Genomic DNA, 22,974 nt, shown 5'->3' on the forward strand with positions numbered 1-22,974 from the left:
TCGGCTCAGTTTTCACCTTCAACTGACAGCATCACAAGTGAAAAATGCAGGCACTCGAAACATAAAAATCAGTCAGCGAACCTGTTCGCGTGAAGCTTGCGAGTCATAAAAACAATGAAAACCCTGAAAACTCAAGTCGCCATCATTGGCGCCGGCCCCTCCGGACTGCTGCTCGGCCAACTGCTGCACAAGGCCGGCATCGATACCCTGATCCTCGAACGACAAACCCCGGATTACGTACTCGGGCGCATCCGCGCCGGGGTGCTGGAACAAGGCATGGTCGACCTGCTGCGCCAGGCCGGGGTCAGCCAGCGCATGGACGCCGAAGGCCTGGTGCACGGTGGTTTCGAACTGGCCCTCGACGGCCGCCGGGTGACCATCGACCTGCACACCCTCACCAATGGCAAGAGCGTGACGATCTACGGCCAGACCGAAGTCACCCGCGACCTGATGCAAGCCCGCCAGGCCGTCGGCGCCCGGACCCTGTACCTGGCCGACAACGTGCGCCCCCACGACATGCACAGCGACCACCCCTACCTGACCTTCGATTACCAGGGCGAACCCCATCGCCTGGACTGCGACTACATCGCCGGCTGCGACGGTTTCCACGGGGTCGCCCGGCAGTCGATCCCGGCCGACAAGCTCAAGGTGTTCGAACGCGTCTATCCGTTCGGCTGGCTCGGCATTCTCGCCGACACCCCGCCGGTCCACGACGAACTGGTCTACGCCCGCCATGAACGCGGCTTTGCCCTGTGCAGCATGCGGTCGACCACCCGCACCCGCTACTACCTGCAAGTACCGGCAGAAGAAAATGTCGCCGACTGGTCCGATCAACGTTTCTGGGACGAGCTCAAGAGGCGCCTGCCCGAGGAGCTGGCCGAACGCCTGGTGACCGGGCCGTCGATCGAGAAAAGCATCGCGCCGCTGCGCAGCTTCGTGGTCGAGCCGATGCAATACGGGCGGCTGTTCCTGGTCGGCGACGCCGCGCACATCGTGCCCCCCACCGGAGCCAAGGGCCTGAACCTGGCCGCCAGCGATGTCAGCACGCTGTTCAACATCCTGCTCAAGGTCTACCGCGAGCAGCGCACCGACTTGCTGCAGAAGTATTCGCAAATCTGCCTGCGGCGGATCTGGAAGGCCGAGCGTTTCTCCTGGTGGATGACCGCGATGCTGCACCGTTTCCCCGACTCCGACGACTTCAGCCAGCGCATCGCCGAGTCGGAGCTGGCGTACTTCGTCGACTCCGAGGCCGGGCGCAAAACCATCGCGGAAAATTACGTCGGCCTTCCTTACGAGGCTATCGAGTAGGAGCCTATCGAGTACACTGGCGAGCATTCCCGCTCGCCTTGCACCCTGCGGGTCAATCACTGCCCGCAGGTTATTTCGTGTCCAATCCCAACCAGCCTGGCCAGCCCAAACCGGCTCTTCGCAGCGTACTGATCGCCCTGATGCTGGCGATCTTCCTCGGCGCCCTGGACCAGACCATAGTCGCGGTCTCCATGCCCGCCATCTCCGCGCAATTCAAGGACGTCAGCCTGCTGGCCTGGGTGATTTCCGGCTACATGGTGGCCATGACTGTGTCGGTGCCGATCTACGGCAAGCTCGGCGACCTCTACGGCCGGCGCAAGCTGATGCTGTTCGGCATGGGCCTGTTCACCCTGGCGTCGCTGTTCTGCGGCATGGCGCAGAACATGGAACAGCTGGTCCTGGCGCGGATCTTCCAGGGCATCGGCGCCGGCGGGATGATTTCGGTCAGCCAGGCGATCATCGGCGACATCGTGCCGCCCCGCGAGCGCGGGCGTTACCAGGGCTATTTCAGCAGCATGTACGCGGCGGCCAGCGTCGCCGGCCCGGTGCTCGGCGGCTACATGACCGAATACCTGTCCTGGCGCTGGGTGTTCCTGATCAACCTGCCCCTGGGCCTGGGCGCCTGGCTGGTGGCCAGGCGCAATCTGCGCGGGCTGCCGATTCCGCAGCGCAAACCGATCATCGACTACCTCGGCACGCTGCTGATGATCATCGGCCTGACGGCCCTGCTGCTGGCGATCACACATTTCGGCCAGGGCCACGCCTGGCGCAGCAGCGAAGTGCTAGGCCTGCTGGCGTGTGCCGTCGTCGCCCTGGCCCTGTTCGCCTGGCATGAACGGCGCACGCAAGAGCCGCTGCTGCCCATGCACCTGTTCGCCAACCGCAACGCCATGTTGTGCTGGTGCACGGTGTTCTTCACCAGCTTCCAGGCCATCTCGCTGACGGTGCTGATGCCGTTGCGCTTTCAGAGCGTCACCGGCGCCGGTGCCGACAGCGCGGCATTGCACCTGCTGCCGCTGGCCATCGGCCTGCCGATGGGCGCCTACTTCGCCGGGCGCATGACCTCGGTGACCGGCCGCTACAAGCCGATGATCCTCGGTGGCGCCCTGCTGATGCCACTGACCGTTCTCGGCATGGCCTTCAGCCCGCCCCAGGCGGTGCTGCTGAGCAGTGTGTTCATGTTGTTCAGCGGGATTGCCTCGGGCATGCAGTTCCCGACGTCGCTGGTGGGCAGCCAGAACTCGGTGGAACAACGGGACATCGGCGTCGCCACCAGCACCACCAATCTGTTCCGCTCCCTGGGCGGTGCGGTGGGCGTGGCCTTGATGTCGGCGCTGTTGCTGGCGCTGTTGCAGGATTCCAGCTTCGCCCAGTTGAGCGGCTCGGCGCTGATCGGCGAAGGCCACTCGGGCAATGTGCTGCTCGACGGTCTGAACGCCGCGCCGGGTCCGGAACAGGGCGCCTTGCGGGCTGAGTTGCTGCTGACCTTCAAACACTTGCTGATGGTCAGCGCGGCGGTGTCGTTGCTCGGCTTGGCGGCGGCGCTGGCCATGCCCAACGCGCTGCTGCGCGGGCGCGAAGACAAGGTCAAATAACGGCATCGCCAGCCAGCTCTTCCACAGACGAGCTGACTGGCGAGCGACCTTTACGGGCTGTAGTACCCCACCGCCACCAGGAAGTGCCCGACCTTGCGCAGGTAGGCGTGCTTGTCTTCCACCTTGGCCGTCACCGGGTTCTTCCAGCGGTACTCATACTCGCCCTGCTCCTGGGTGGCCATCAGCGCCAGGATCGGCTCGCCCACCGGTTTGCCGTCCGGGTCCTTGACCTTGCCGAAGTCGGTATTGATCAACCGCAGATTGGTGCCGTGGGCCACGTAGCGCTGGTTGTCCAGATCGACCACGAACACATACAGGTCGTCCTGCAGGAAGCCGCCCTTGAGCGAGTTGATCGCTGTCAGCGTGCCCTTCTCGTCCTTGACCAGTTCGGTCGCCGCCTTGTCCAGCAAGGCTTTGGCCTGCTCGGCGGAAGCCCGTGGCAGGTAATAGCCGACCGCCAGGATCCGCTCGCCGACCCGCTGGTAATACACATGCTTGCGCTCGACCTTGCCGTCGGCCCAGTTCTGCCAGCGGTATTCGGCTTGCTGGATGCCATTGCCCTCGGGAATCTTCAGCGCGTCCTTGAAGGCCTTTTGCAGATCCGGCCCGAGCACCTCGGAAACATCGCGGCCGATCAGCGCCGACGACGGCCCGCCACTGGCCAGCATCACCCCCTTGGTGTCGACCACAAACACATAACGGTCCTTGTCGACGAACTCGCCCTGGCGGCTGAACGCGGCGAAGGCCTTGTCACCCTGGTCGTGGTAGTAGGCCAGGGCCTTCTCCAGCAGGGCCTTGGCCGCCGTGGCATCGTCCGCCGCCTGGACCTGGCTGGTACAGAACACCAGCAGCCCCCCCAGCACCGTGGCTCTAAGCAATCCCCTCATTGCGCGTCCCTCGTTCTTGTTGGTGTTTCAAGAGCGTAGACGGCTGCGGGATATGGTCGAGTATTCAGCGAAGCAGGGAGGCGAGAGGCAAAACCGCGACCTTCCCACGCCACGCGCGGGAAGGTCGCCAGGGTCAGGGGCGGGTATTGAGCTGCTGCTGCAGGTTCTGGATCTGGCTCTGCAGGGTATTGATGTTGCGAGTGACCTGGCCGCGGAAAGCATCGAACTCGGCGGTGTTGGTACCGCCCTGGGCCGCGGCGGGACGATTGTCCTGCTGACTCTTGAGCACGATGATGTCCTGCTCCAGACGCTCGATGGCGGCGCTCGGGTTGCCCTGTTTCTTCAAGGCCGCGATCTCGCCGTTCAGGCTCTTGAACTGGGCATCGACCTTGCTGGTGTCGGCAGGCGCGCTTTTCAGGGCGGCCAGTTCGCTGCTCAAGGTTTTCACCTGTGCCTGCAACTGGCTGTTGGCCGCCTGCTGCTCGGTGGCCTGCGCGGTCATCTGGGCCAGGCGCTTGTCCAGGTCCGTGGCCTGCCCGGCCACGCCTTGCTGCTGCTTGCCCTGGTCCTGCAGGCGGCTTTCCAGCTGCTTGATCTGCAGCTTCAAGGCTTCGCTGTCGCTGTTGACGCTGGACTGGCTGGCCACCACCTTGCCGGAAATATCCTGCAGGCGCCCCGCCGCTTCTTCGCTGATGCGGGCGAAACTTTCCTGGGTGGCGACCAGTTGCTGCTCCATCAGCGAGATCTGCTGGAAGCTCCACCAGGCCAGGCCGATAAAGGCGAAGAACAAGGCGCCGACCAGCGCCCAGAGCGGCCCGGCATTCGGGGTCTTGACCTTGGCGGCCGGCACGCTGCGCGAATGCACCGAAGTACGCGCGCGGCCCGCGGCGGTGGTCGGGAAATCATCGTCGAGGGTATCGGCACGCAGGCTTGGAACATCGTCGAAGTCGTCGTTGGCATCGTTACGCATGGGGCAACCTTTCTAAACCGCGGTGATAGCTGAATGCGGCGAGTATAAACCGCTAACCCGCCGCCCTGATCGACCCTGAACCCCGAACTCGGTTCAGTGTTTATTTTCAGCGTATGTCCTGGGCCTTCCACCAGCCGCAGAATTCATCCAGGGCCGTCCACAGGCTGACCTTAGGTTCGTAATCCAGATAATGGCGGGCGCGGCTGATATCCAGGGTGAAGTTCTTGTTCATCACCTGCATGCCCAGGCGCGACAGGGTCGGCTCCGGACGGCCCGGCCAGAGCTTGCAGAAGCCTTCATTGAGGGCCGCCACGCTGTAGGCCAGGCCAAAGGAGCGGTAGCGCGTGACCTGCGGAACGCCCATCTGGCGCATCACGTAGTTCACCACGTCCCACAACGGCACGGGCGCGCCGTTACTGATGTTGTAGGCCTTGCCCAGGGCCGAGCCGCTGGCCAGCAGACCGCTGAGCAGCGCTTCGTTGAGGTTCTGCACACTGGTGAAGTCGACCTTGTTCAGGCCGTTGCCGATGATCGCCAGACGGCCCTTGCGCTGCATCTTCAACAGGCGCGGGAAAATGCTCATGTCGCCGGCGCCGGTGACAAAGCGCGGGCGCAGCGCCAGCACCTCCAGGCCGAACTCCTGGGCGCCGAACACCTTCTGCTCCGCCAGGTATTTGGTGGCGGCATAAGGATGCTTGAAGCGCTTGGGCACCTGTTCTTCGGTCAGGCCCAGATGGTCGCGACCGTCGAAATAGATCGACGGTGACGACAGATGCACCAGACGCCGGACATGGCGCTTGAGGCAGGCTTCGACCACGTTTTCGGTGACCAGCACGTTGCCCTGATGAAAATCCTGATAGCGCCCCCAGAGCCCCACCGCTCCCGCGCAATGCACCACCGCGTCGACGTCGCGACACAGGTCGCGCACCAGGTCCGCGTCGCTCAAGTCGCCCTGGACGAACTCGGCCCCGCGCCGCACCAGATGCTCCACACCTTCGGCCCGACGCCCGTTGACCCGTACATCCAGGCCCTGCTCAAGGGCAAAACGCGCGAAGCGTCCACCAATGAAGCCGCTTGCGCCGGTGACCAGAATTTTCATGACTTGCTCCTAAAAAAACGCAGTGACGAGCTACAAGCTGCAAGCTGCAAGTTGAAAACCAAAGCGCAAGCTGCCCACTTGGAGCTTGTCGCTTGACGCTTATGGCTGCTCCAAGGGCACCAGCCATTGCGCCGAAGAACGCGCCAGGTGCTCGGTGAGCAGGCCCAGCAGTTGGCCACCATTACGCCAATGATGCCAGTACAGCGGCACATCGATCGGCTTATCTGGCAAAAGCTCCACCAACACCCCCCGCGCCAACTGGTCGCGCACCTGCAATTCGGGCACCAGCCCCCAGCCCAGGCCGGCCTCGGTCAAGCGGATGAAGCCCTCGGACGAGGGACACAGGTGATGCTCGAACCCGCCATCGACCCCCAGCGCCGCCAGGTAGCGGTGCTGCAGGAAATCGTCCGGGCCGAACACCAGGGCTGGCGTGCGAGCCAGGCGCTCGGCTTGCACGCCTTGCGGAAAATGCCGAGCAAGGAAGGCCGGGCTGGCCAGGGCACGGTAGCGCATGGCGCCCAGCAGCACACTGCGAGCGCCCGCCACCGGCCGCTCGCTGGCGCAGACACAGGCCGCCACTTCGCCGGCGCGCATGCGCTTGAGGCCCACGGTCTGGTCTTCGACGATCAGGTCGAGGAGCAAGTGCTGCTCGGCACAGAAGTCGCCCACCGCCTCGGCCCACCAGGTGGCCAGGCTGTCGGCGTTGAGGGCGATGCGCAGACGCTCCGGCAAACCTTCCTCGTCCAGGGCCGGCACCTGGCTCTGCAGGTCGCGTTCGAGCAGGCGTACCTGCTGCACATGGTTGAGCAGGCGCCGGCCGATTTCCGTCGGCGCCGGCGGCGTGACCCGCACCAGCACCGGCTGGCCGATCCGCGCCTCGAGCAGCTTGATCCGCTGGGAAATGGCCGACTGCGACAACCCCAGCACCTGCGCGGCACGCTCGAATCCGGCCTGTTCGATCACCGCGGCCAGGGCGGACAGCAATTTATAGTCGAACATCAGTTTTCCTAATGAGCGATCAGCAATATTGGTTTTTCTTATACAGCCTGCCACCGGAGAATAGCCAGCATGCTTTCTCGTTCAAGGACCTTTTTCATGGCTGGCGAAACCTCCCTCGATACCCTGCTGCGCAGCATGAGCCCGCAGCTCAACCACGGTGACTACGTGTTCTGCTCCATCGCCGATCGCGCGCTGCTCGAAGGTAGCGACGTACTGGGCAGCTTTCGCGAGCAGGAAGGACTCACGGTGATCCTCGAACGCCAGCAGGCCGAACGGCTGGGGCTGGGTTTCGACTACGTCGCGGCCTGGATCACCCTGAATGTGCACTCGGCCCTGGAAGCCGTCGGCCTGACCGCCGCGTTCGCCAGCGCCCTGGGCAAGGCCGGGATCAGTTGCAACGTGATCGCCGGCTACTACCACGATCATCTGTTTGTCGCTAAGGCCGATGCCGAGCGCGCCATGGGCGTGCTGCGGCAACTGGCCTCGGGCGAGGAGTAAACGCCATGTGGCAGAGCTACGTTAACGGGCTGCTGGTGGCGGCCGGGCTGATCATGGCGATCGGCAGCCAGAATGCGTTTGTCCTGGCCCAGAGCCTGCGCCGTGAACACCACCTGCCGGTGGCCGTGCTGTGCGTGACTTGCGATGCGTTGCTGGTGGCGGCCGGGGTATTCGGCCTGGCCACGGTGCTGGCGCAGAGCCCGACGCTGCTGGCGGTTGCCCGCTGGGGCGGCGCCGCGTTCCTGATCTGGTACGGCAGCCAGGCCCTGCGTCGCGCCTGTTCCAGGCAGAGTCTGCAACAGGGCGAGAACCAGACCGTGCGCTCGCTGCGCGCGGTGCTGCTCAGTACGCTGGCGGTGACCCTGCTCAACCCCCATGTGTACCTGGACACGGTGCTGCTGATCGGCTCGCTGGGCGCGCAACAGACCGAACCCGGCGCCTATGTGGTCGGCGCGGCCAGTGCTTCGCTGCTGTGGTTTTTCACCCTCGCCCTCGGCGCCGCATGGCTGGCTCCATGGCTGGCGCGGCCGAGCACCTGGCGCATTCTCGATCTGCTGGTGGCGGTGATGATGTTCAGTGTCGCGATCCAGTTGATGACCGCCGGGTGATTTATTCCAAAAGGCTAAGGGGATGCCCTCGCTAAATGATGAGCGCGCCGCCGCCCCGCAAAGCGCAAGACTAGGCGTGAGGAGCGTGGTTTGGTGGTCCAAATGAGCGACGAACAACGACGGATTGCGCTTTGCGGGGCGACGGCCCTTCGGGTTGGCGCTGTGATCGTGCCATGCTGCGTTGCGGGACTTGAAGAGGCAAAAAGCATCCTCTGCGTCCCGCGCCTTGCCTGGCACGATCACAGCGCCAACGCGTTTCGTCATTTAGCGAGGGCATCCCCTTGAACCTCTATCCCACACAGTTGTTGCGTGGTTAAGCCGCACCCCCGGTGCTATGATCCGAACCCTGCGCCGCAAAGAGTACAAACTCCCCGGCGCTTGTCTGGCCGCCCGTGATCGGCCTTGCGCTCACCGCAACTGACCTGATTAGGAGAATCATCATGGCTTTCGAATTGCCGCCGCTGCCTTACGCACACGATGCCCTGCAGCCGCACATTTCCAAGGAAACCCTGGAATACCACCACGACAAGCACCACAACACCTATGTCGTGAACCTGAACAACCTGGTGCCAGGCACCGAGTTCGAAGGCAAGACCCTGGAAGAGATCGTCAAGTCTTCCTCGGGCGGTATCTTCAACAACGCCGCTCAGGTCTGGAACCACACTTTCTACTGGAACTGCCTGGCGCCAAACGCCGGCGGTCAACCAACCGGCGCTCTGGCTGAAGCCATCAACGCCGCTTTCGGTTCGTTCGACAAGTTCAAAGAAGAATTCACCAAGACTTCCGTCGGCACCTTCGGTTCCGGTTGGGGCTGGCTGGTGAAAAAGGCTGACGGTTCCCTGGCCCTGGCCAGCACTATCGGCGCCGGCAACCCGCTGACCAGCGGCGACACCCCGCTGCTGACTTGCGACGTCTGGGAACACGCTTACTACATCGACTACCGCAACCTGCGTCCAAAGTACGTCGAAGCGTTCTGGAACCTGGTCAACTGGAAATTCGTGGCCGAGCAGTTCGAAGGCAAGACCTTCGTCGCCTAAGCCCGTTTGCAGTCAAAAAAACCCGGCATTGCCGGGTTTTTTCGTTTTACCGGCAAGGGCCAGGTTTGCCGCGCCAGCCCGGCGGACCAACCTCTCTATTCAGCTAAAAAATCTCCGCCGTCCCTCAAGTTGCAAGGCTTGGCTACCGACATATAACCGATAAGCGCGGATATGCTGGCTCCCGGCATTCCAGCCAAGCCTACAGGTGAAATATCCTGGGCCTGATTGTCCCTTTGACTGCCATCACGGGATTGCCAATACTCATGGCAACTTGACGCTACCCGCACGGAACAAGGAATAACCCTTTGAAGCTGGAACTCAAAAACAGCTTGTCGGTGAAGTTGCTCCGGGTTGTGCTGCTGTCGGCACTGATAGTGGGCGTAGTGCTGAGCTGCGCACAAATCGTCTTCGATGCTTATAAGACTCGGCAGGCGGTCGCTAATGATGCCCAGCGCATTCTCGACATGTTTCGCGACCCCTCGACCCAGGCCGTCTACAGCCTGGACCGCGAAATGGGCATGCAAGTCATCGAAGGCCTGTTCCAGGACGATGCTGTGCGCATGGCCTCCATTGGCCATCCCAACGAAACCATGCTCGCGGAAAAAACCCGTGAGTTGCAGAATTCCCCCAGCCGCTGGCTGACCGATCTGATCCTCGGCAAGGAGCGCACCTTCACCACCCAACTGGTGGGTCGCGGGCCCTACAGCGAATACTACGGCGACCTGAGCATCACCCTCGACACGGCCACCTACGGCCAGGGATTTATCGTCAGCTCGGTGATCATTTTCATTTCCGGCGTACTGCGCGCCCTGGCCATGGGCCTGGTGCTGTACCTGGTTTACCACTGGCTGCTGACCAAGCCGCTGTCGCGGATCATCGAGCACCTGACCACCATCAATCCGGACCGCCCCAGCGAACATCAGATCCCGTTGCTCAAGGGCCACGAGCGAAACGAGCTGGGGATCTGGATCAATACCGCCAACCAGTTGCTGGCATCGATCGAACGCAACACGCACCTGCGCCATGAAGCGGAAAACAGCCTGCTGCGCATGGCCCAGTACGACTTCCTCACCGGCCTGCCCAACCGCCAGCAGTTGCAGCAGCAACTGGACAAGATCCTGATCGACGCCGGCCGCCTGCAACGCCGGGTCGCGGTGCTCTGTGTCGGCCTCGACGACTTCAAGGGCATCAACGAACAGTTCAGCTACCAGACCGGCGACCAGTTGCTGCTGGCCCTGGCCGATCGCCTGCGGGCCCACAGTGGTCGCCTGGGCGCCCTCGCCCGCCTTGGCGGCGACCAGTTCGCCCTGGTCCAGGCCGATATCGAACAACCCTACGAAGCCGCCGAACTGGCGCAGAGCATTCTCGACGACCTGGAAGCACCGTTCGCCCTCGACCACCAGGAAATCCGCCTGCGCGCCACCATCGGCATCACCCTGTTCCCGGAGGACGGCGACAGCACCGAGAAGCTGCTGCAGAAAGCCGAGCAGACCATGACCCTGGCCAAAAGCCGGTCGCGCAACCGTTATCAGTTCTATATCGCCAGCGTTGACAGCGAGATGCGCCGGCGCCGCGAACTGGAAAAAGACCTGCGCGAAGCCCTGAGCCGCGAGCAGTTCCACCTGGTCTACCAGCCGCAGATCAGCTACCGCGATCATCGTGTGGTCGGGGTCGAGGCGCTGCTGCGCTGGCAGCATCCGGAACACGGCTTCGTCCCGCCGGACCTGTTCATTCCCCTGGCCGAGCAGAACGGCACCATCATCGCCATCGGCGAATGGGTGCTGGACCAGGCCTGCCGCCAACTGCGCGAATGGCATGACCTGGGCTTCAGCGACCTGCGCATGGCGGTCAACCTGTCCACCGTGCAACTGCACCACGCCGAGCTGCCGCGGGTGGTCAACAACCTGCTGCAGATCTATCGCCTGCCGCCGCGCAGCCTGGAGCTGGAAGTCACCGAAACCGGCCTGATGGAAGACATCAGCACCGCCGCCCAGCACCTGTTGAGCCTGCGCCGCTCGGGGGCGCTGATCGCCATCGACGACTTCGGCACCGGCTACTCGTCCCTGAGCTACCTCAAGAGCCTGCCGCTGGACAAGATCAAGATCGACAAGAGCTTCGTCCAGGACCTGCTGGATGACGACGACGATGCGACCATCGTGCGGGCGATCATCCAGCTGGGCAAAAGCCTGGGCATGCAGGTGATCGCCGAGGGCGTGGAAACCGCCGAACAAGAGGCCTACATCATCTCCGAAGGCTGCCACGAAGGTCAGGGTTATCACTACAGCAAACCCCTGCCGGCACGAGAGCTGAGCGCCTACCTGAAACAGGCCCAGCGCAGTAACGCGGCCATCCTCTGAAGACCCGATTGCGCGCATAAGCCTGATCCAGCGCAATCGCTTCCTGAATAGGAAATATTTACAACCGCAACCCTTTACACATAATGCAAATCTTTCGCATTATGTCGCAGTTTTGCGCGTCCTCCGCGCCACTCCACCCCTCTCTCGAAGCAGGATGTTCGCCATGATTCGTATGCCTCTGGCTACCGCCAGTCTGTTGGCCATCGCTATTTCCCTCGCCGGTTGCGGCGAAGGCAAAGACCAGGCTGCCGCGCCGCAAGCCGCTACCCCAGCCGCCAGCACCGCAGCCCCGGCCACCGCTCCTGCGGCCGGCAAGGTCGATGAAGCGGCGGCCAAGGCGGTCGTCGCGCATTACGCCGACATGGTCTTCGCCGTGTACAGCGATGCCGAATCCACCGCGAAGACCCTGCAGACCGCGATCGACGCCTTCCTCGCCAAGCCCAACGCCGACACCCTGAAAGCCGCCAAGGCTGCCTGGGTCGCGGCTCGCGTGCCTTACCTGCAGAGCGAAGTGTTCCGCTTCGGCAACACCATCGTCGACGACTGGGAAGGCCAGGTGAACTCCTGGCCGCTGGACGAAGGCCTGATCGATTACGTCGACAAGTCCTACGAGCACGCGCTGGGTAACCCGGGCGCCACCGCCAACATCATCGCCAACACTGAAGTCCAGGTCGGCGAAGACAAGGTCGACGTGAAGGACATCACCCCGGAAAAACTCGCCAGCCTCAACGAGCTGGGCGGTTCCGAGGCCAACGTCGCCACCGGCTACCACGCCATCGAATTCCTTCTCTGGGGCCAGGACCTGAACGGCACCGGCCCTGGCGCCGGCAACCGTCCGGCTTCCGACTACCTGGAAGGCGCCGGCGCCACCGGCGGCCACAACGACCGTCGCCGTGCCTACCTGAAAGCCGTGACCCAACTGCTGGTCAACGACCTGGAAGAAATGGTCGGCAACTGGAAGCCGAACGTGGCCGACAACTACCGCGCCACCCTGGAAGCGGAACCGGCTGAAAGCGGCCTGCGCAAAATGCTGTTCGGCATGGGCAGTCTGTCCCTGGGCGAACTGGCGGGCGAGCGCATGAAGGTGTCCCTGGAAGCCAACTCCCCTGAAGACGAACAGGACTGCTTCAGCGACAACACCCACAACTCGCACTTCTACGATGCCAAGGGCATCCGCAACGTGTACCTGGGCGAATACACCCGCGTCGACGGCACCAAGCTGACCGGCGCCAGCCTGTCGTCGCTGGTGGCGAAAATCGACCCGGCCGCCGACACCGCATTGAAGGCCGACCTGGCCGCCACCGAAGCCAAGATCCAGGTCATGGTCGATCACGCCAACAAGGGTGAGCACTACGACCAGTTGATCGCCGCCGGCAACGACGCGGGCAACCAGATCGTGCGTGACGCCATCGCCGCGCTGGTCAAGCAGACCGGTTCGATCGAACAGGCCGCGGGCAAGCTGGGTATCAGCGACCTGAACCCGGACAGCGCCGATCACGAGTTCTGATCAGCGTTGCGGGAATGAAAAGGCGACCTTCGGGTCGCCTTTTTTGTGCCTGTCTATGACGCGCCCCTGTAGCCGCTGCCGCAGGCTGCGATAAGGCCGCAGGCCTTCAGCGATCTTGAAACCCTGCGCCCCCTTCGGTGGCGATCGCAGCCTGCGGCAGCGGCTACAGGACCTGACCAGAGCCAGGGGACAGGGACAGGCAGGCTTCGCTTGCGTTGTCCCACGTCAAGCGGAACGATAATTCCTCTTATTCAAACTCCCCTGCCCTGTTAGACTTTGCGCCCTTGTTTTGCTCGTCCTGCAGGATATCCGATGCCCCCGTCGCTGCTTCGCTGGTCTGCGCTGTTCATGGCCTTGAGCCTGAGTGCCTGCGATGACGCCCCGCGTTTTACCCAGGCCGAGCCGGGCGAAGCGCGTTCCGGCGGTGAGGCGACCGTGCGCAAGAGCGACCAGAACGCCTTTTCCATGCCGTCGGCCAACCTGTCGCCGACCCGGCGCCTGGACTTCAGCGTCGGCAACAGTTTCTTCCGCAGCCCCTGGGTGATCGCCCCCTCGACCACCACCGCCCGCGATGGCCTGGGCCCGCTGTTCAACACCAACGGCTGCCAGAACTGCCATATCAAGGACGGCCGCGGCCACCCGCCGACGCCCGACTCGGACAATGCCGTGTCGATGCTGGTGCGCCTGTCGATCCCCAATGAGCCGGCCTACGCCAAGGTCATCGAGCAGCTGGGCATAGTGCCCGAACCGGTGTATGGCGGGCAGTTTCAGGACATGGCGGTGCCTGGCGTCGCCCCGGAAGGCAAGGTGCGGGTCGAGTACGAGCCGCTGACCGTGCGCTTCAAGGACGGCAGCGAAGTCGAACTGCGCAAGCCGAAGCTGCAGATCACTCAGCTCGGTTATGGCCCGATGCATCCCGACACCCGCTTCTCGGCCCGCGTGGCGCCGCCGATGATCGGCCTGGGCCTGCTCGAAGCCATCCCCGAGGCGGCGATCCTGGCCAATGCCCAAGCGCAAGCCAAGGCTGGCAATGGCATTGCCGGACGGCCGAACCGGGTCTGGGACGATGCCCAGCAAAAGACCGTACTCGGGCGTTTTGGCTGGAAAGCCGGACAACCCAACCTCAATCAACAAAATGTTCACGCGTTCTCTGGTGATATGGGCCTGACCACCAGCCTGAGACCCTTCGATGACTGCACCGACGCCCAGACCGCCTGCAAGCAAGCCCCCAACGGCAACGGGCCGGATGGCGAACCGGAAGTCAGCGACAACATCCTGCGCCTGGTGCTGTTCTACAGCCGCAACCTCGGGGTGCCGGCGCGGCGCGAGGTTGGCTCGCCACGGGTGCTGGCCGGCAAGAACCTGTTCTACCAGGCCGGCTGCCAGTCCTGTCATACCCCCCGATTCACCACCGCCGCCGACGCCGCGGAACCCGAGCTGGCCAATCAAGTGATACGCCCCTACAGCGACCTGCTGCTGCACGACATGGGCGAAGGCCTGGCCGACCACCGCAGCGAATTCCAGGCCGGCGGCCGCGACTGGCGCACGCCGCCGTTGTGGGGGATCGGCCTGACGCAAACGGTCAGCGGCCACACCCAGTTCCTGCATGACGGTCGCGCCCGCAACCTGCTCGAAGCCGTGCTCTGGCACGGCGGCGAGGCCCAGGCGGCGCAGCGACAGGTTTTATCCTTCAATGCCGAACAGCGCGCTGCGTTGCTGGCATTCCTGAATTCTCTTTAACGCCTTCTTACAAGAAACGGGAGCCCGAACATGTTCCGTCCCAAGCTGTTGTTCACCAGCCTTGCCGCGCTCGCCCTGGGCGCCTGCTCGCCGCAGGACCCACAAGCCGTGACCTCGGCGGCCATCGCCAAACAGGTGATCCTGCCGACCTACAGCCGCTGGGTCGAAGCCGACCGCCAGCTGGCGATCAGCGCCCTGGCCTTCTGTGAAGGCAAGCAAAGCCTGGACACCGCCCGTGCCGACTTCCTGCACGCGCAGAAAGCCTGGGCCGAACTGCAACCCTTGCTGATCGGGCCGCTGGCCGAGGGCAACCGCTCCTGGCAAGTGCAGTTCTGGCCGGACAAGAAGAACCTGGTCGGCCGTCAGGTCGAACAGCTGGTCAGCGCCACGCCGCAGATCGACGCCGCCGCCCTGGCCAAGTCCAGCGTCGTGGTACAAGGCCTCTCGGCCTACGAATACATCCTGTTCGACAGCAAGATCGACATGGCAAACAGCGAGCAGAAAGCCCGCTACTGCCCGCTGCTGAGCGCCATTGGCGAACGCCAGAAGCAGCTCGCCGAAGAGATCCTGTCGCGCTGGAACACCAGCGACGGCATGCTCGCGCAGATGAGCAAGTTCCCCAACCAGCGCTACGCCGACTCCCATGAGGCCATCGCCGATCTGCTGCGGGTCCAGGTCACCGCGCTGGATACCCTGAAGAAGAAGCTCGGCACGCCGATGGGCCGTCAGAGCAAGGGCATTCCACAGCCGTTCCAGGCCGACGCCTGGCGCAGCCAATCGTCCATGCAGAGCCTGGAAGCCAGCCTCGCCGCAGCCCAGACCGTCTGGGCCGGGGTCGACAACAAGGGCCTGCGCGGCCTGTTGCCGGCCGAGCAGAAGCCGCTGGCCGACAAGATCGACGCCGCCTACACCGCCTCGCTGAAGCTGTTCGCCAGCACCCAGCGTTCGCTGACCGAGCTGCTGGCCGACGACGCCGGCCGCCAGCAACTGAACGATATCTACGACAGCCTCAACGTCGTCCACCGCCTGCACGAAGGCGAACTGGCCAAGGCACTGGGCATCCAACTGGGCTTCAACGCCAACGACGGTGACTGATCATGCTGCGACGTCAGGCTCTGGCACTCGGCAGCCTGCTGCTGAGCGCCGTCACGCTGGGTGGCTGGACGCTGTTCAAGCACAAGGACCAAGGCCCGCTGCTGCTCTCGGCGCGCGATGATGGTGACGGCAAGCACTACGCCGTCGGCTATCGCCTGGACGGCACGCAAGTGTTCGCCACCCGGGTCGGTCAACGCTGCCATGACATCGTCAACCACCCGACGCTGCCGATCGCCCTGTTCGTCGCCCGTCGCCCGGGCACCGAAAGCTACCTGATCGACCTGCGCGACGGCACCCTCCTGCAAACCCTGGCCTCGCAGCCGAACCGGCACTTCTATGGCCACGCGGTGATCCACAAGAGCGGCGACTGGCTGTACGCCACCGAGAACGACACAAGCGATCCGGGTCGTGGCCTGCTCGGGGTGTACCGGTTCGAGGGCGAACGCCTGGTGCACAGCGGCGAGATCCCGACCCACGGCATCGGCCCGCATCAGGTGTCGTGGATGCCGGACGGCGAAACCCTGGTGGTGGCCAACGGCGGGATTCGCACCGAAGCGGAAAGCCGCGTCGAGATGAACCTCGACGCCATGGAGCCGAGCCTGGTGCTGATGCAGCGCGACGGCAACCTGCTGAGCAAGGAAACCCTGGCCCAGCAGATGAACAGCGTGCGCCACATGGGCATCGCCGGCGACGGCACCATCGTCACCGGCCAGCAGTTCATGGGCGATGCCCACGAGTCGTCGCAACTGCTGGCGATCAAGCGCCCGGGCCAACCGTTCCAGGCCTTCCCGGTGGCCGAGCACCAGTTGCAGGCGATGGGGCATTACACCGCCAGCGTCGCGGTGCACAGCGAACTGCGCCTGGTGGCCCTCACCGCCCCGCGCGGCAACCGCTTTTTCATCTGGGACCTGGACAGCGCCGAAGTGCGCCTGGACGCGCCCTTGCCGGACTGTGCCGGGGTCGGTGCGGTGGCCGATGGTTTTGTCGTGACCTCGGGCCAGGGGCGTTGCCGCTTCTATGACTGTCGCCAGAAACAACTGGTGGCAAAACCCCTGGATTTGCCGGCAGGGCTCTGGGACAACCATTTGCACCTGGTCTAGTTTTTCGCCGCCACACAGGATTGGAAAACAGGACTCTGGATGACCGGATTGTCATCTGGAAGCCCCCGAAAAGTCGGAGTAATGTCTTCGGCAATCAGCTTGGTTTTCCCAGCTTCGTTTTCCAAGGAACCGGAATATGCTGCGTCGCCGCATGTTTATCATGTTGGGTGTCGTCCTGCTGATCGTGCTGTTGCTGGCAGGCTACAAGGCCTTCTCCATCTATCAGCAGGTCAAGCTCTTCTCGGTGCCCAAGCCGCCGATCAGCGTGGCCGTGGCCACGGCTCGCGAACAACCGTGGCAAACCCGCCTGCCCACGGTCGGCACCCTCAAGGCCCTGCAGGGGGTCAACCTCAGCCTGGAAGTGGCCGGGACCGTCAAGGAGCTGCGGTTCGAGTCCGGGCAGAAGGTCAGCGCCGGGCAGCCCTTGCTGCAACTCGACAGCGACGTGGAAAGCGCCCTGCTGGAAACCGCCCAGGCCGACCTGGGCCTGTCCCGGCTGGACTTCGGCCGCGGCAGCCAACTGGTGGGCAGCCAGGCGATTTCCCGCGGCGAATACGATCGATTGTCGGCGGTGCTGCAAAAGAACAAGGCCACGGTCAATCAGCTCAAGGCGGCACTGGCGAAAAAACGCCTGCTCGCGCCCTTCAGCGGCACCATCGGCATTCGCCATGTGGATGTCGGCGACTACCTCGCCAGCGGCACGGTGATCGCCACCCTGCAAGACCTCAGCAGCCTGTACGTGGACTTCTTCGTCCCGGAACAGGCCGTGCCGAAAATCGCCCTGGGCCAATCGGTCAGCGTGATGGTCTCCGCCTATCCGGCGGAACAGTTCAGCGCCACCATCAGCGCCATCAACCCCAAGGTCGAAGACACCACGCGCAACGTGCAGGTGCGCGCCACCCTGGCCAACCCCGACGGCAAGCTGCTGCCGGGCATGTTCACCAACCTGCAGGTGCTACTGCCCGATCCCCAGCCCCGGGTGGTGGTACCGGAGAGCGCCATCACCTACACCCTGTACGGTAACTCGCTGTACGTGGTGGCCGAGAAAAAGGCCGCTGATGGCAGCCCGGAGAAAGACGACAAGGGCCAGCCGGTGCTGATCGCCGAGCGGCGCTTCATCGAAACCGGCGAACGGCGCAACGGCCTGGTGCTGATCAACAAGGGCGTGAGCAGCGGCGAACAGGTGGTGAGCGCCGGGCAAATCAAGCTGGACCATGGCGCCCACATCGCCATCACCCCGGACAAGATGCTGCCCCCCGAACAGAGCGGCCAGCCACGCGCGAACTGATCAAGGAATCCTTATGGCTTTTACAGATCCGTTCATCCGTCGTCCGGTCCTGGCCACCGTGGTCAGCCTGCTGATCGTGCTGCTGGGCTTCCAGGCCTGGAGCAAACTGCCGCTGCGCCAGTATCCGCAAATGGAAAACGCCCTGATCACGGTGACCACCGCCTACCCCGGAGCCAACGCCGAGACCATCCAGGGCTATATCACCCAACCGATGCAGCAGAGCCTGGCCAGCGCCGAGGGGATCGACTACATGACCTCGGTCAGCCGCCAGAACTTCTCGGTGATCTCGGTCTACGCCCGTATCGGCGCCAACAGCGACCGCCTGTTCACCGAGCTGCTGGCCAAGGCCAACGAGGTGAAGAACAAGCTGCCCCAGGACGCCGAGGACCCGGTGCTGAGCAAGGAAGCCGCCGACGCCTCGGCGCTGATGTACATCAGCTTCTTCAGCCAGGAGCTGAACAACCCACAGATCACCGACTACCTGTCGCGGGTGATCCAGCCGAAGCTGGCAACCCTGCCGGGCATGGCCGAGGCCGAGATTCTCGGCAACCAGGTGTTCGCCATGCGCCTGTGGCTGGACCCGGTCAAGCTCGCCGGCTACGGCCTGAGCGCCAGCGACGTGACCAGCGCGGTGCGCCGCTACAACTTCCTGTCCGCGGCCGGTGAGATCAAGGGCGAGTACGTGGTCACCAGCATCAACGCCAGCACCGAACTGAAATCCGCCGAAGCCTTCGCCGCCATTCCCCTGCGGACCGAGGGCGACAGCCGGGTGCTGCTCAGCGACGTGGCACGGGTCGAGATGGGCGCGGAGAACTACAACGCCATCAGCTCCTTTGGCGGCATTCCTTCGGTCTATATCGGCATCAAGGCAACCCCCAACGCCAACCCGCTGGACGTGATCAAGGAAGTGCGCAAGATCATGCCGGAGCTGGAGGCCCAGTTGCCGCCCAACCTCAAGTCGGAGATCGCCTACGACGCCACGCTGTTCATCCAGGCCTCGATCAACGAGGTGGTGAAGACCCTGTTCGAAGCCGTGCTGATCGTGATCGTGGTGGTGTTCCTGTTCCTCGGCGCGCTGCGTTCGGTGGTGATCCCGGTGGTGACCATTCCGCTGTCGATGATCGGCGTGATGTTCTTCATGCAGTTGATGGGCTACTCGATCAATCTGCTGACGCTGCTGGCGATGGTGCTGGCCATCGGCCTGGTGGTGGACGACGCGATCGTGGTGGTGGAAAACATCCACCGCCATATCGAGGAAGGCAAGACGCCGCTGGACGCGGCCCTCGAAGGCGCCCGGGAAATCGCCATGCCGGTGGTGTCGATGACCATCACCCTGGCGGCGGTCTACGCCCCCATCGGCTTCCTGCAGGGGCTCACCGGGGCGCTGTTCAAGGAGTTCGCCCTGACCCTGGCCGGCGCGGTGGTGATTTCCGGCATCGTCGCCCTGACCCTGTCGCCGATGATGTGCGCCCTGCTGCTGCGCCACGATGAAAACCCCAGCGGCCTGGCCCACCGCCTCGACCTGATTTTCGAAAGCCTCAAGCGCCGCTACCAGAGCCTGCTGCATGGCACCCTCAACACTCGGCCGGTGGTCCTGGTGTTCGCCCTGATCGTGTTGTGCCTGATCCCGGCCCTGCTCACCTTCACCAAGTCGGAACTGGCCCCGGACGAGGACCAGGGCATCATTTTCATGATGGCCACCGCACCCCAGCCGGCCAACCTGGATTACCTCAACGCCTACACCGACGAGTTCCTGGAGATCTTCAAGACGTTCCCCGAGTACTACTCCTCGTTCCAGATCAACGGCTTCAACGGCGTGCAATCGGGTATCGGCGGCTTCCTGCTCAAGCCCTGGAACGAGCGCAAGCGCACGCAGATGCAGATCCTGCCCGAAGTCCAGGCCCGGCTCGCGGGCATCGCCGGGCTGCAGGTCTTCGGTTTCAACCTGCCGTCCCTGCCGGGCACCGGCGAAGGGCTGCCGTTCGCCTTCATTATCAATAGCCCCAACGATTACGAGTCGCTGCTGGAACTGTCCGACCGGGTGAAGAAACGCGCCATGGAGTCGGGCAAGTTCGCCTTTGTCGATATCGACCTGGCCTTCGACAAGCCGGAAGTGGTGGTCGACATCGACCGCGCCAAGGCCGCGCAAATGGGGGTGTCGATGCTGGACCTGGGCGCAACCCTGGCCACCTTGCTCGGCGAGGCGGAAATCAACCGCTTCACCATCGAGGGACGCAGCTACAAGGTCATCGCCCAGGTCGAACGACCTTATCGCGACAACCCCGAATGGCTGAACAACTACTACGTGAAAAACGCCAAGGGCGAGGCGCTGCCGCTGTCGACGCTGATCAGCGTCCACGATCGGGCCCGGCCTCGGCAGCTCAACCAGTTCCAGCAACTCAACGCCGCGACCATTTCCGGATTCCCGGTCGTGAGCATGGGTGAAGCGATCGATACCGTGCGCCAGATCGCCGAGGAAGAGACCCCACCAGGCTACGCCTTCGACTATGCCGGGGCGTCACGACAGTTCGTCCAGGAAGGCAGCGCGCTGTGGGTGACCTTTGGCCTGGCGCTGGCGATCATTTTCCTGGTGCTGGCGGCGCAGTTCGAGAGTTTCCGCGATCCGGTGGTGATCCTGGTGACGGTGCCGCTGTCGATCTGCGGGGCCTTGATCCCACTGTTTCTCGGCTGGTCGAGCATGAACATCTATACCCAGGTCGGGCTGGTGACCCTGATCGGCCTGATCAGCAAGCACGGGATCCTGATCGTCGAGTTCGCCAACCAGCTGCGCAAGGACCAGGGACTGACGCCGCGCGAGGCCGTGGAAGCCGCCGCGGCCATTCGCCTGCGGCCGGTCTTGATGACCACCGCGGCGATGGTCTTCGGCATGGTGCCGCTGATCCTGGCCACCGGTGCCGGCGCGGTCAGCCGGTTCGACATCGGCACGGTGATCGCCACGGGGATGTCGATCGGTACCTTGTTCACCCTGTTCGTGCTGCCCTGCATCTACACCCTGCTGGCCAGGCCGGACAAGTGAAGGACGCGCAATAAAAAAGGCCTCGCGATGCGAGGCCTTTTTATCGGGCTTGATGGTCTTCAACTCTGTGGCCTCATTCCCTGAGTCAGGCCGAACATGAACAACAACAGGTCACGATCGGGCTGGGCTCCCTGGGTCGTCTTGACGACCCGTGGCAACGGACAATGCGCATCACCCTGCGCCGTACTGAGGACTTCCATGCGTGGCTGCTCCCATGCAGCCACCGCCAAGGATGCAACTGCCAAGGCTCCTACTAAAAACAAACCTCGTGCAATTTCGAGCTTCATCACTATAAGCCTTTGATAGCGCTGCCAAACGCCGTCCTATAAAAATAGTAGAGTTTGTCCCAGTCCGTGGTGCTCCACGACGAGTGGCGCCGCAATTGTTTGATGTCATGGGCGGCGGCCCGTTTAGCGGTCAGGCGCTGGCGGCATTTCTCGAAGTCCAGCAGCGCGATATCCACCTTCGCCGCTTCGCCCTCACCCGTGACCCGCACGAACACATGCTTGCTATACAGGCAGCCATGCTGCCAGCGGCCCCGGTGCATGCGCGCCAGCGTGGCCGCCAGTTCCTTGAGCACACGCTCGTGCAGGGCCTCGCCGTGGCGCTCGCGCTCGCCAGCGGCATACCAGTGGTCGATTTCCACGAAGCCGTCCAGCGCCTCGGTCACCAGCAACGCACGCCACTGGCCCTGGGAGTCACGCTGCGCACCGCAGAACACCAGGTGCGGCACCGCCACGTTGAGCTGGCTCAGGCCCTTGAGCGCATCCTGTTCGCGCAGCACCGTGGGGCGGCCGAAGGGGTGCAACCAGCTGCGATAGATATGGCCGACCTGGCGCTTGGCATACAGCACACGCCCGTCAGTGCCCGGAAGACGTTGGACGCCACTTTCCCCGCCGCGACGCTGATTGGGCTCTTCGACCCACTCCCCCTGTTGACTCCAGAAGTAGTCGAAACGGTCTGCAGCAGCGACTTCCATTTCCGGTGCACATTCAACGGCCATCCTGTTACCTCTTGCGTAATACGTAGACTCGCCACATGGCGTAGAGCGGAAAAAAGTCCAGATGATCCTGAACGCGAAACCCGGCCTGCTTGAATTCTTCTTCAACCGTGGCAGCCGGTAACACAAAACGGTTCTGGTAACCTTCCTGCCCGGATTCCTCCTTGCGCCGCACTTCCATGCGCTTGCGTTTCCAGGCCTTGAAATTGCCATCGACCCACAGTGAAACGATCACGCTGTCCCGGGTAACCCGCTGGAACTCCTGGAGCAGAGCCAGGCGATGGGACGACTCGCCAATGTGGTGCAGCAGCCGCATGCAGAAAATGCTGTCAACGGCGTTATCCGGCAAGTCGATGTCGAAGGCAGACGTCTGCAAGGGTTGTACCCGTTTCACCACGTCGGCCGGTTGCGCCACCGTGGCGATCTTCAACATCGCCGCGGAATTGTCCGCACCGATGATCACGCGGTTGGGTTTCTCCGCCAGCAACGGCCAGAAACGCCCGGTACCACAGGGCAGGTCAAGCACCAGCCCCGGCTCTCCGGCCATGGCCAGCGCCGCACGCGCCAACTGCTCGTCGCGCTTGTGGGACAGACGGCGAGCGACGCCATCCTGATGCTTGAGCAGATACTCCTGAGCGTGCTGTTCGTCGTACTTCTCGGAAAATTCCAGCTTGATCGGGGTCGCCATCACACAGTCTCCTGAATCTGATGGCCCCACCTTAGGCAGCGGCTTGTCAGCGTCAGGTCATGTCTTTGTGAAAACTTCGTCCGGTCCAGAGTGGAAATATTTCAGAGTTTTACAGGCTCCCATAAGTGGCCTGGGGCCATCAACCGGGGAAATTCCCGTGA

The 22,974-nt window shown here is 63.5% G+C and carries 19 protein-coding genes; 12 read left to right on the top strand and 7 right to left on the bottom strand.

What is annotated here, in order from left to right; all coding sequences use genetic code 11:
• The first annotated feature begins 123 nt into the window (after positions 1-123).
• Both pobA and CXQ81_RS25835 read left to right on the top strand, forming a co-directional pair.
• Positions 124-1,308 (top strand): 4-hydroxybenzoate 3-monooxygenase, encoded by a 1,185-nt coding sequence (gene pobA, locus CXQ81_RS25830; RefSeq protein ID WP_178081119.1) that lies wholly within the window; start codon positions 124-126, stop codon positions 1,306-1,308.
• 77 nt (positions 1,309-1,385) lie between these two features.
• A complete protein-coding gene (locus CXQ81_RS25835; protein ID WP_101338925.1) occupies positions 1,386-2,903 on the top strand; it encodes an MDR family MFS transporter in 1,518 nt (505 codons plus the stop codon).
• Positions 2,904-2,953: 50 nt separating this feature from the next.
• On the opposite strand, the gene CXQ81_RS25840 is transcribed toward CXQ81_RS25835, so the two are convergent.
• From CXQ81_RS25840 to CXQ81_RS25855, 4 genes are all read right to left on the bottom strand, one after another.
• Positions 2,954-3,790, bottom strand: a complete 837-nt coding sequence (locus tag CXQ81_RS25840) for a cache domain-containing protein (RefSeq protein ID WP_101338926.1) — start codon at positions 3,788-3,790, stop codon at positions 2,954-2,956.
• 133 nt (positions 3,791-3,923) lie between these two features.
• Positions 3,924-4,760 (bottom strand): ATPase, encoded by an 837-nt coding sequence (locus CXQ81_RS25845; protein WP_101338927.1) that lies wholly within the window; start codon positions 4,758-4,760, stop codon positions 3,924-3,926.
• Between the two features lie 106 nt (positions 4,761-4,866).
• Positions 4,867-5,859, bottom strand: a complete 993-nt coding sequence (locus CXQ81_RS25850) for an NAD(P)-dependent oxidoreductase (protein WP_062824801.1) — start codon at positions 5,857-5,859, stop codon at positions 4,867-4,869.
• A 99-nt stretch (positions 5,860-5,958) separates the two neighbouring features.
• The gene (locus tag CXQ81_RS25855) at positions 5,959-6,858 is read right to left on the bottom strand and encodes a LysR family transcriptional regulator ArgP (RefSeq protein ID WP_087090178.1); all 900 of its coding nucleotides are present in this window, start codon (positions 6,856-6,858) and stop codon (positions 5,959-5,961) included.
• Positions 6,859-6,954: 96 nt separating this feature from the next.
• On the opposite strand from CXQ81_RS25855, the gene CXQ81_RS25860 reads away from it, so the two are divergent.
• From CXQ81_RS25860 to CXQ81_RS25905, 10 genes are all read left to right on the top strand, one after another.
• Complete coding sequence (locus CXQ81_RS25860; protein WP_007929768.1) at positions 6,955-7,356, top strand: ACT domain-containing protein; 402 nt, start codon at positions 6,955-6,957, stop codon at positions 7,354-7,356.
• A gap of 5 nt (positions 7,357-7,361) precedes the next feature.
• A complete protein-coding gene (locus CXQ81_RS25865; RefSeq protein ID WP_101338928.1) occupies positions 7,362-7,964 on the top strand; it encodes a LysE/ArgO family amino acid transporter in 603 nt (200 codons plus the stop codon).
• A gap of 440 nt (positions 7,965-8,404) precedes the next feature.
• On the top strand, positions 8,405-9,001 hold the full coding sequence (locus CXQ81_RS25870) for a superoxide dismutase (protein WP_007929765.1): 597 nt from the start codon (positions 8,405-8,407) through the stop codon (positions 8,999-9,001).
• A 305-nt stretch (positions 9,002-9,306) separates the two neighbouring features.
• Positions 9,307-11,358, top strand: coding sequence for a bifunctional diguanylate cyclase/phosphodiesterase (locus tag CXQ81_RS25875; protein WP_007929764.1), 2,052 nt, complete (start codon positions 9,307-9,309; stop codon positions 11,356-11,358).
• Between the two features lie 163 nt (positions 11,359-11,521).
• A complete protein-coding gene (locus CXQ81_RS25880) occupies positions 11,522-12,865 on the top strand; it encodes an imelysin family protein (protein WP_007929763.1) in 1,344 nt (447 codons plus the stop codon).
• A gap of 312 nt (positions 12,866-13,177) precedes the next feature.
• Entirely contained in the window at positions 13,178-14,605 is a 1,428-nt protein-coding gene (locus CXQ81_RS25885; protein WP_101338929.1) for a di-heme oxidoredictase family protein, read from the top strand.
• A 30-nt stretch (positions 14,606-14,635) separates the two neighbouring features.
• A complete protein-coding gene (locus CXQ81_RS25890) occupies positions 14,636-15,700 on the top strand; it encodes an imelysin family protein (protein WP_053262432.1) in 1,065 nt (354 codons plus the stop codon).
• 2 nt (positions 15,701-15,702) lie between these two features.
• On the top strand, positions 15,703-16,800 hold the full coding sequence (locus CXQ81_RS25895; protein WP_101338930.1) for a DUF1513 domain-containing protein: 1,098 nt from the start codon (positions 15,703-15,705) through the stop codon (positions 16,798-16,800).
• Between the two features lie 136 nt (positions 16,801-16,936).
• Positions 16,937-18,088: an efflux RND transporter periplasmic adaptor subunit gene (locus CXQ81_RS25900; protein WP_101338931.1), complete on the top strand. Its 1,152-nt coding sequence runs from the start codon at positions 16,937-16,939 to the stop codon at positions 18,086-18,088.
• Positions 18,089-18,101: 13 nt separating this feature from the next.
• Complete coding sequence (locus CXQ81_RS25905; RefSeq protein ID WP_101338932.1) at positions 18,102-21,125, top strand: multidrug efflux RND transporter permease subunit; 3,024 nt, start codon at positions 18,102-18,104, stop codon at positions 21,123-21,125.
• A 59-nt stretch (positions 21,126-21,184) separates the two neighbouring features.
• On the opposite strand, the gene CXQ81_RS31575 is transcribed toward CXQ81_RS25905, so the two are convergent.
• The 3 genes from CXQ81_RS31575 to CXQ81_RS25920 are packed head-to-tail and all read right to left on the bottom strand — an operon-like array spanning position 21,185 to position 22,813.
• Complete coding sequence (locus tag CXQ81_RS31575) at positions 21,185-21,412, bottom strand: hypothetical protein (RefSeq protein ID WP_037004964.1); 228 nt, start codon at positions 21,410-21,412, stop codon at positions 21,185-21,187.
• Positions 21,413-21,414: 2 nt separating this feature from the next.
• Positions 21,415-22,128 carry a lipopolysaccharide kinase InaA family protein gene (locus CXQ81_RS25915; protein ID WP_101338933.1) on the bottom strand — a complete coding sequence of 238 codons (714 nt, stop codon included), beginning with the start codon at positions 22,126-22,128 and terminating at the stop codon, positions 21,415-21,417.
• A 4-nt stretch (positions 22,129-22,132) separates the two neighbouring features.
• A complete protein-coding gene (locus tag CXQ81_RS25920) occupies positions 22,133-22,813 on the bottom strand; it encodes a class I SAM-dependent methyltransferase (RefSeq protein WP_101338934.1) in 681 nt (226 codons plus the stop codon).
• Between the last annotated feature and the right edge of the window lie 161 nt (positions 22,814-22,974).

This window comes from Pseudomonas sp. 09C 129 (assembly GCF_002843625.1).
Lineage (GTDB): Bacteria > Pseudomonadota > Gammaproteobacteria > Pseudomonadales > Pseudomonadaceae > Aquipseudomonas > Aquipseudomonas chlororaphis.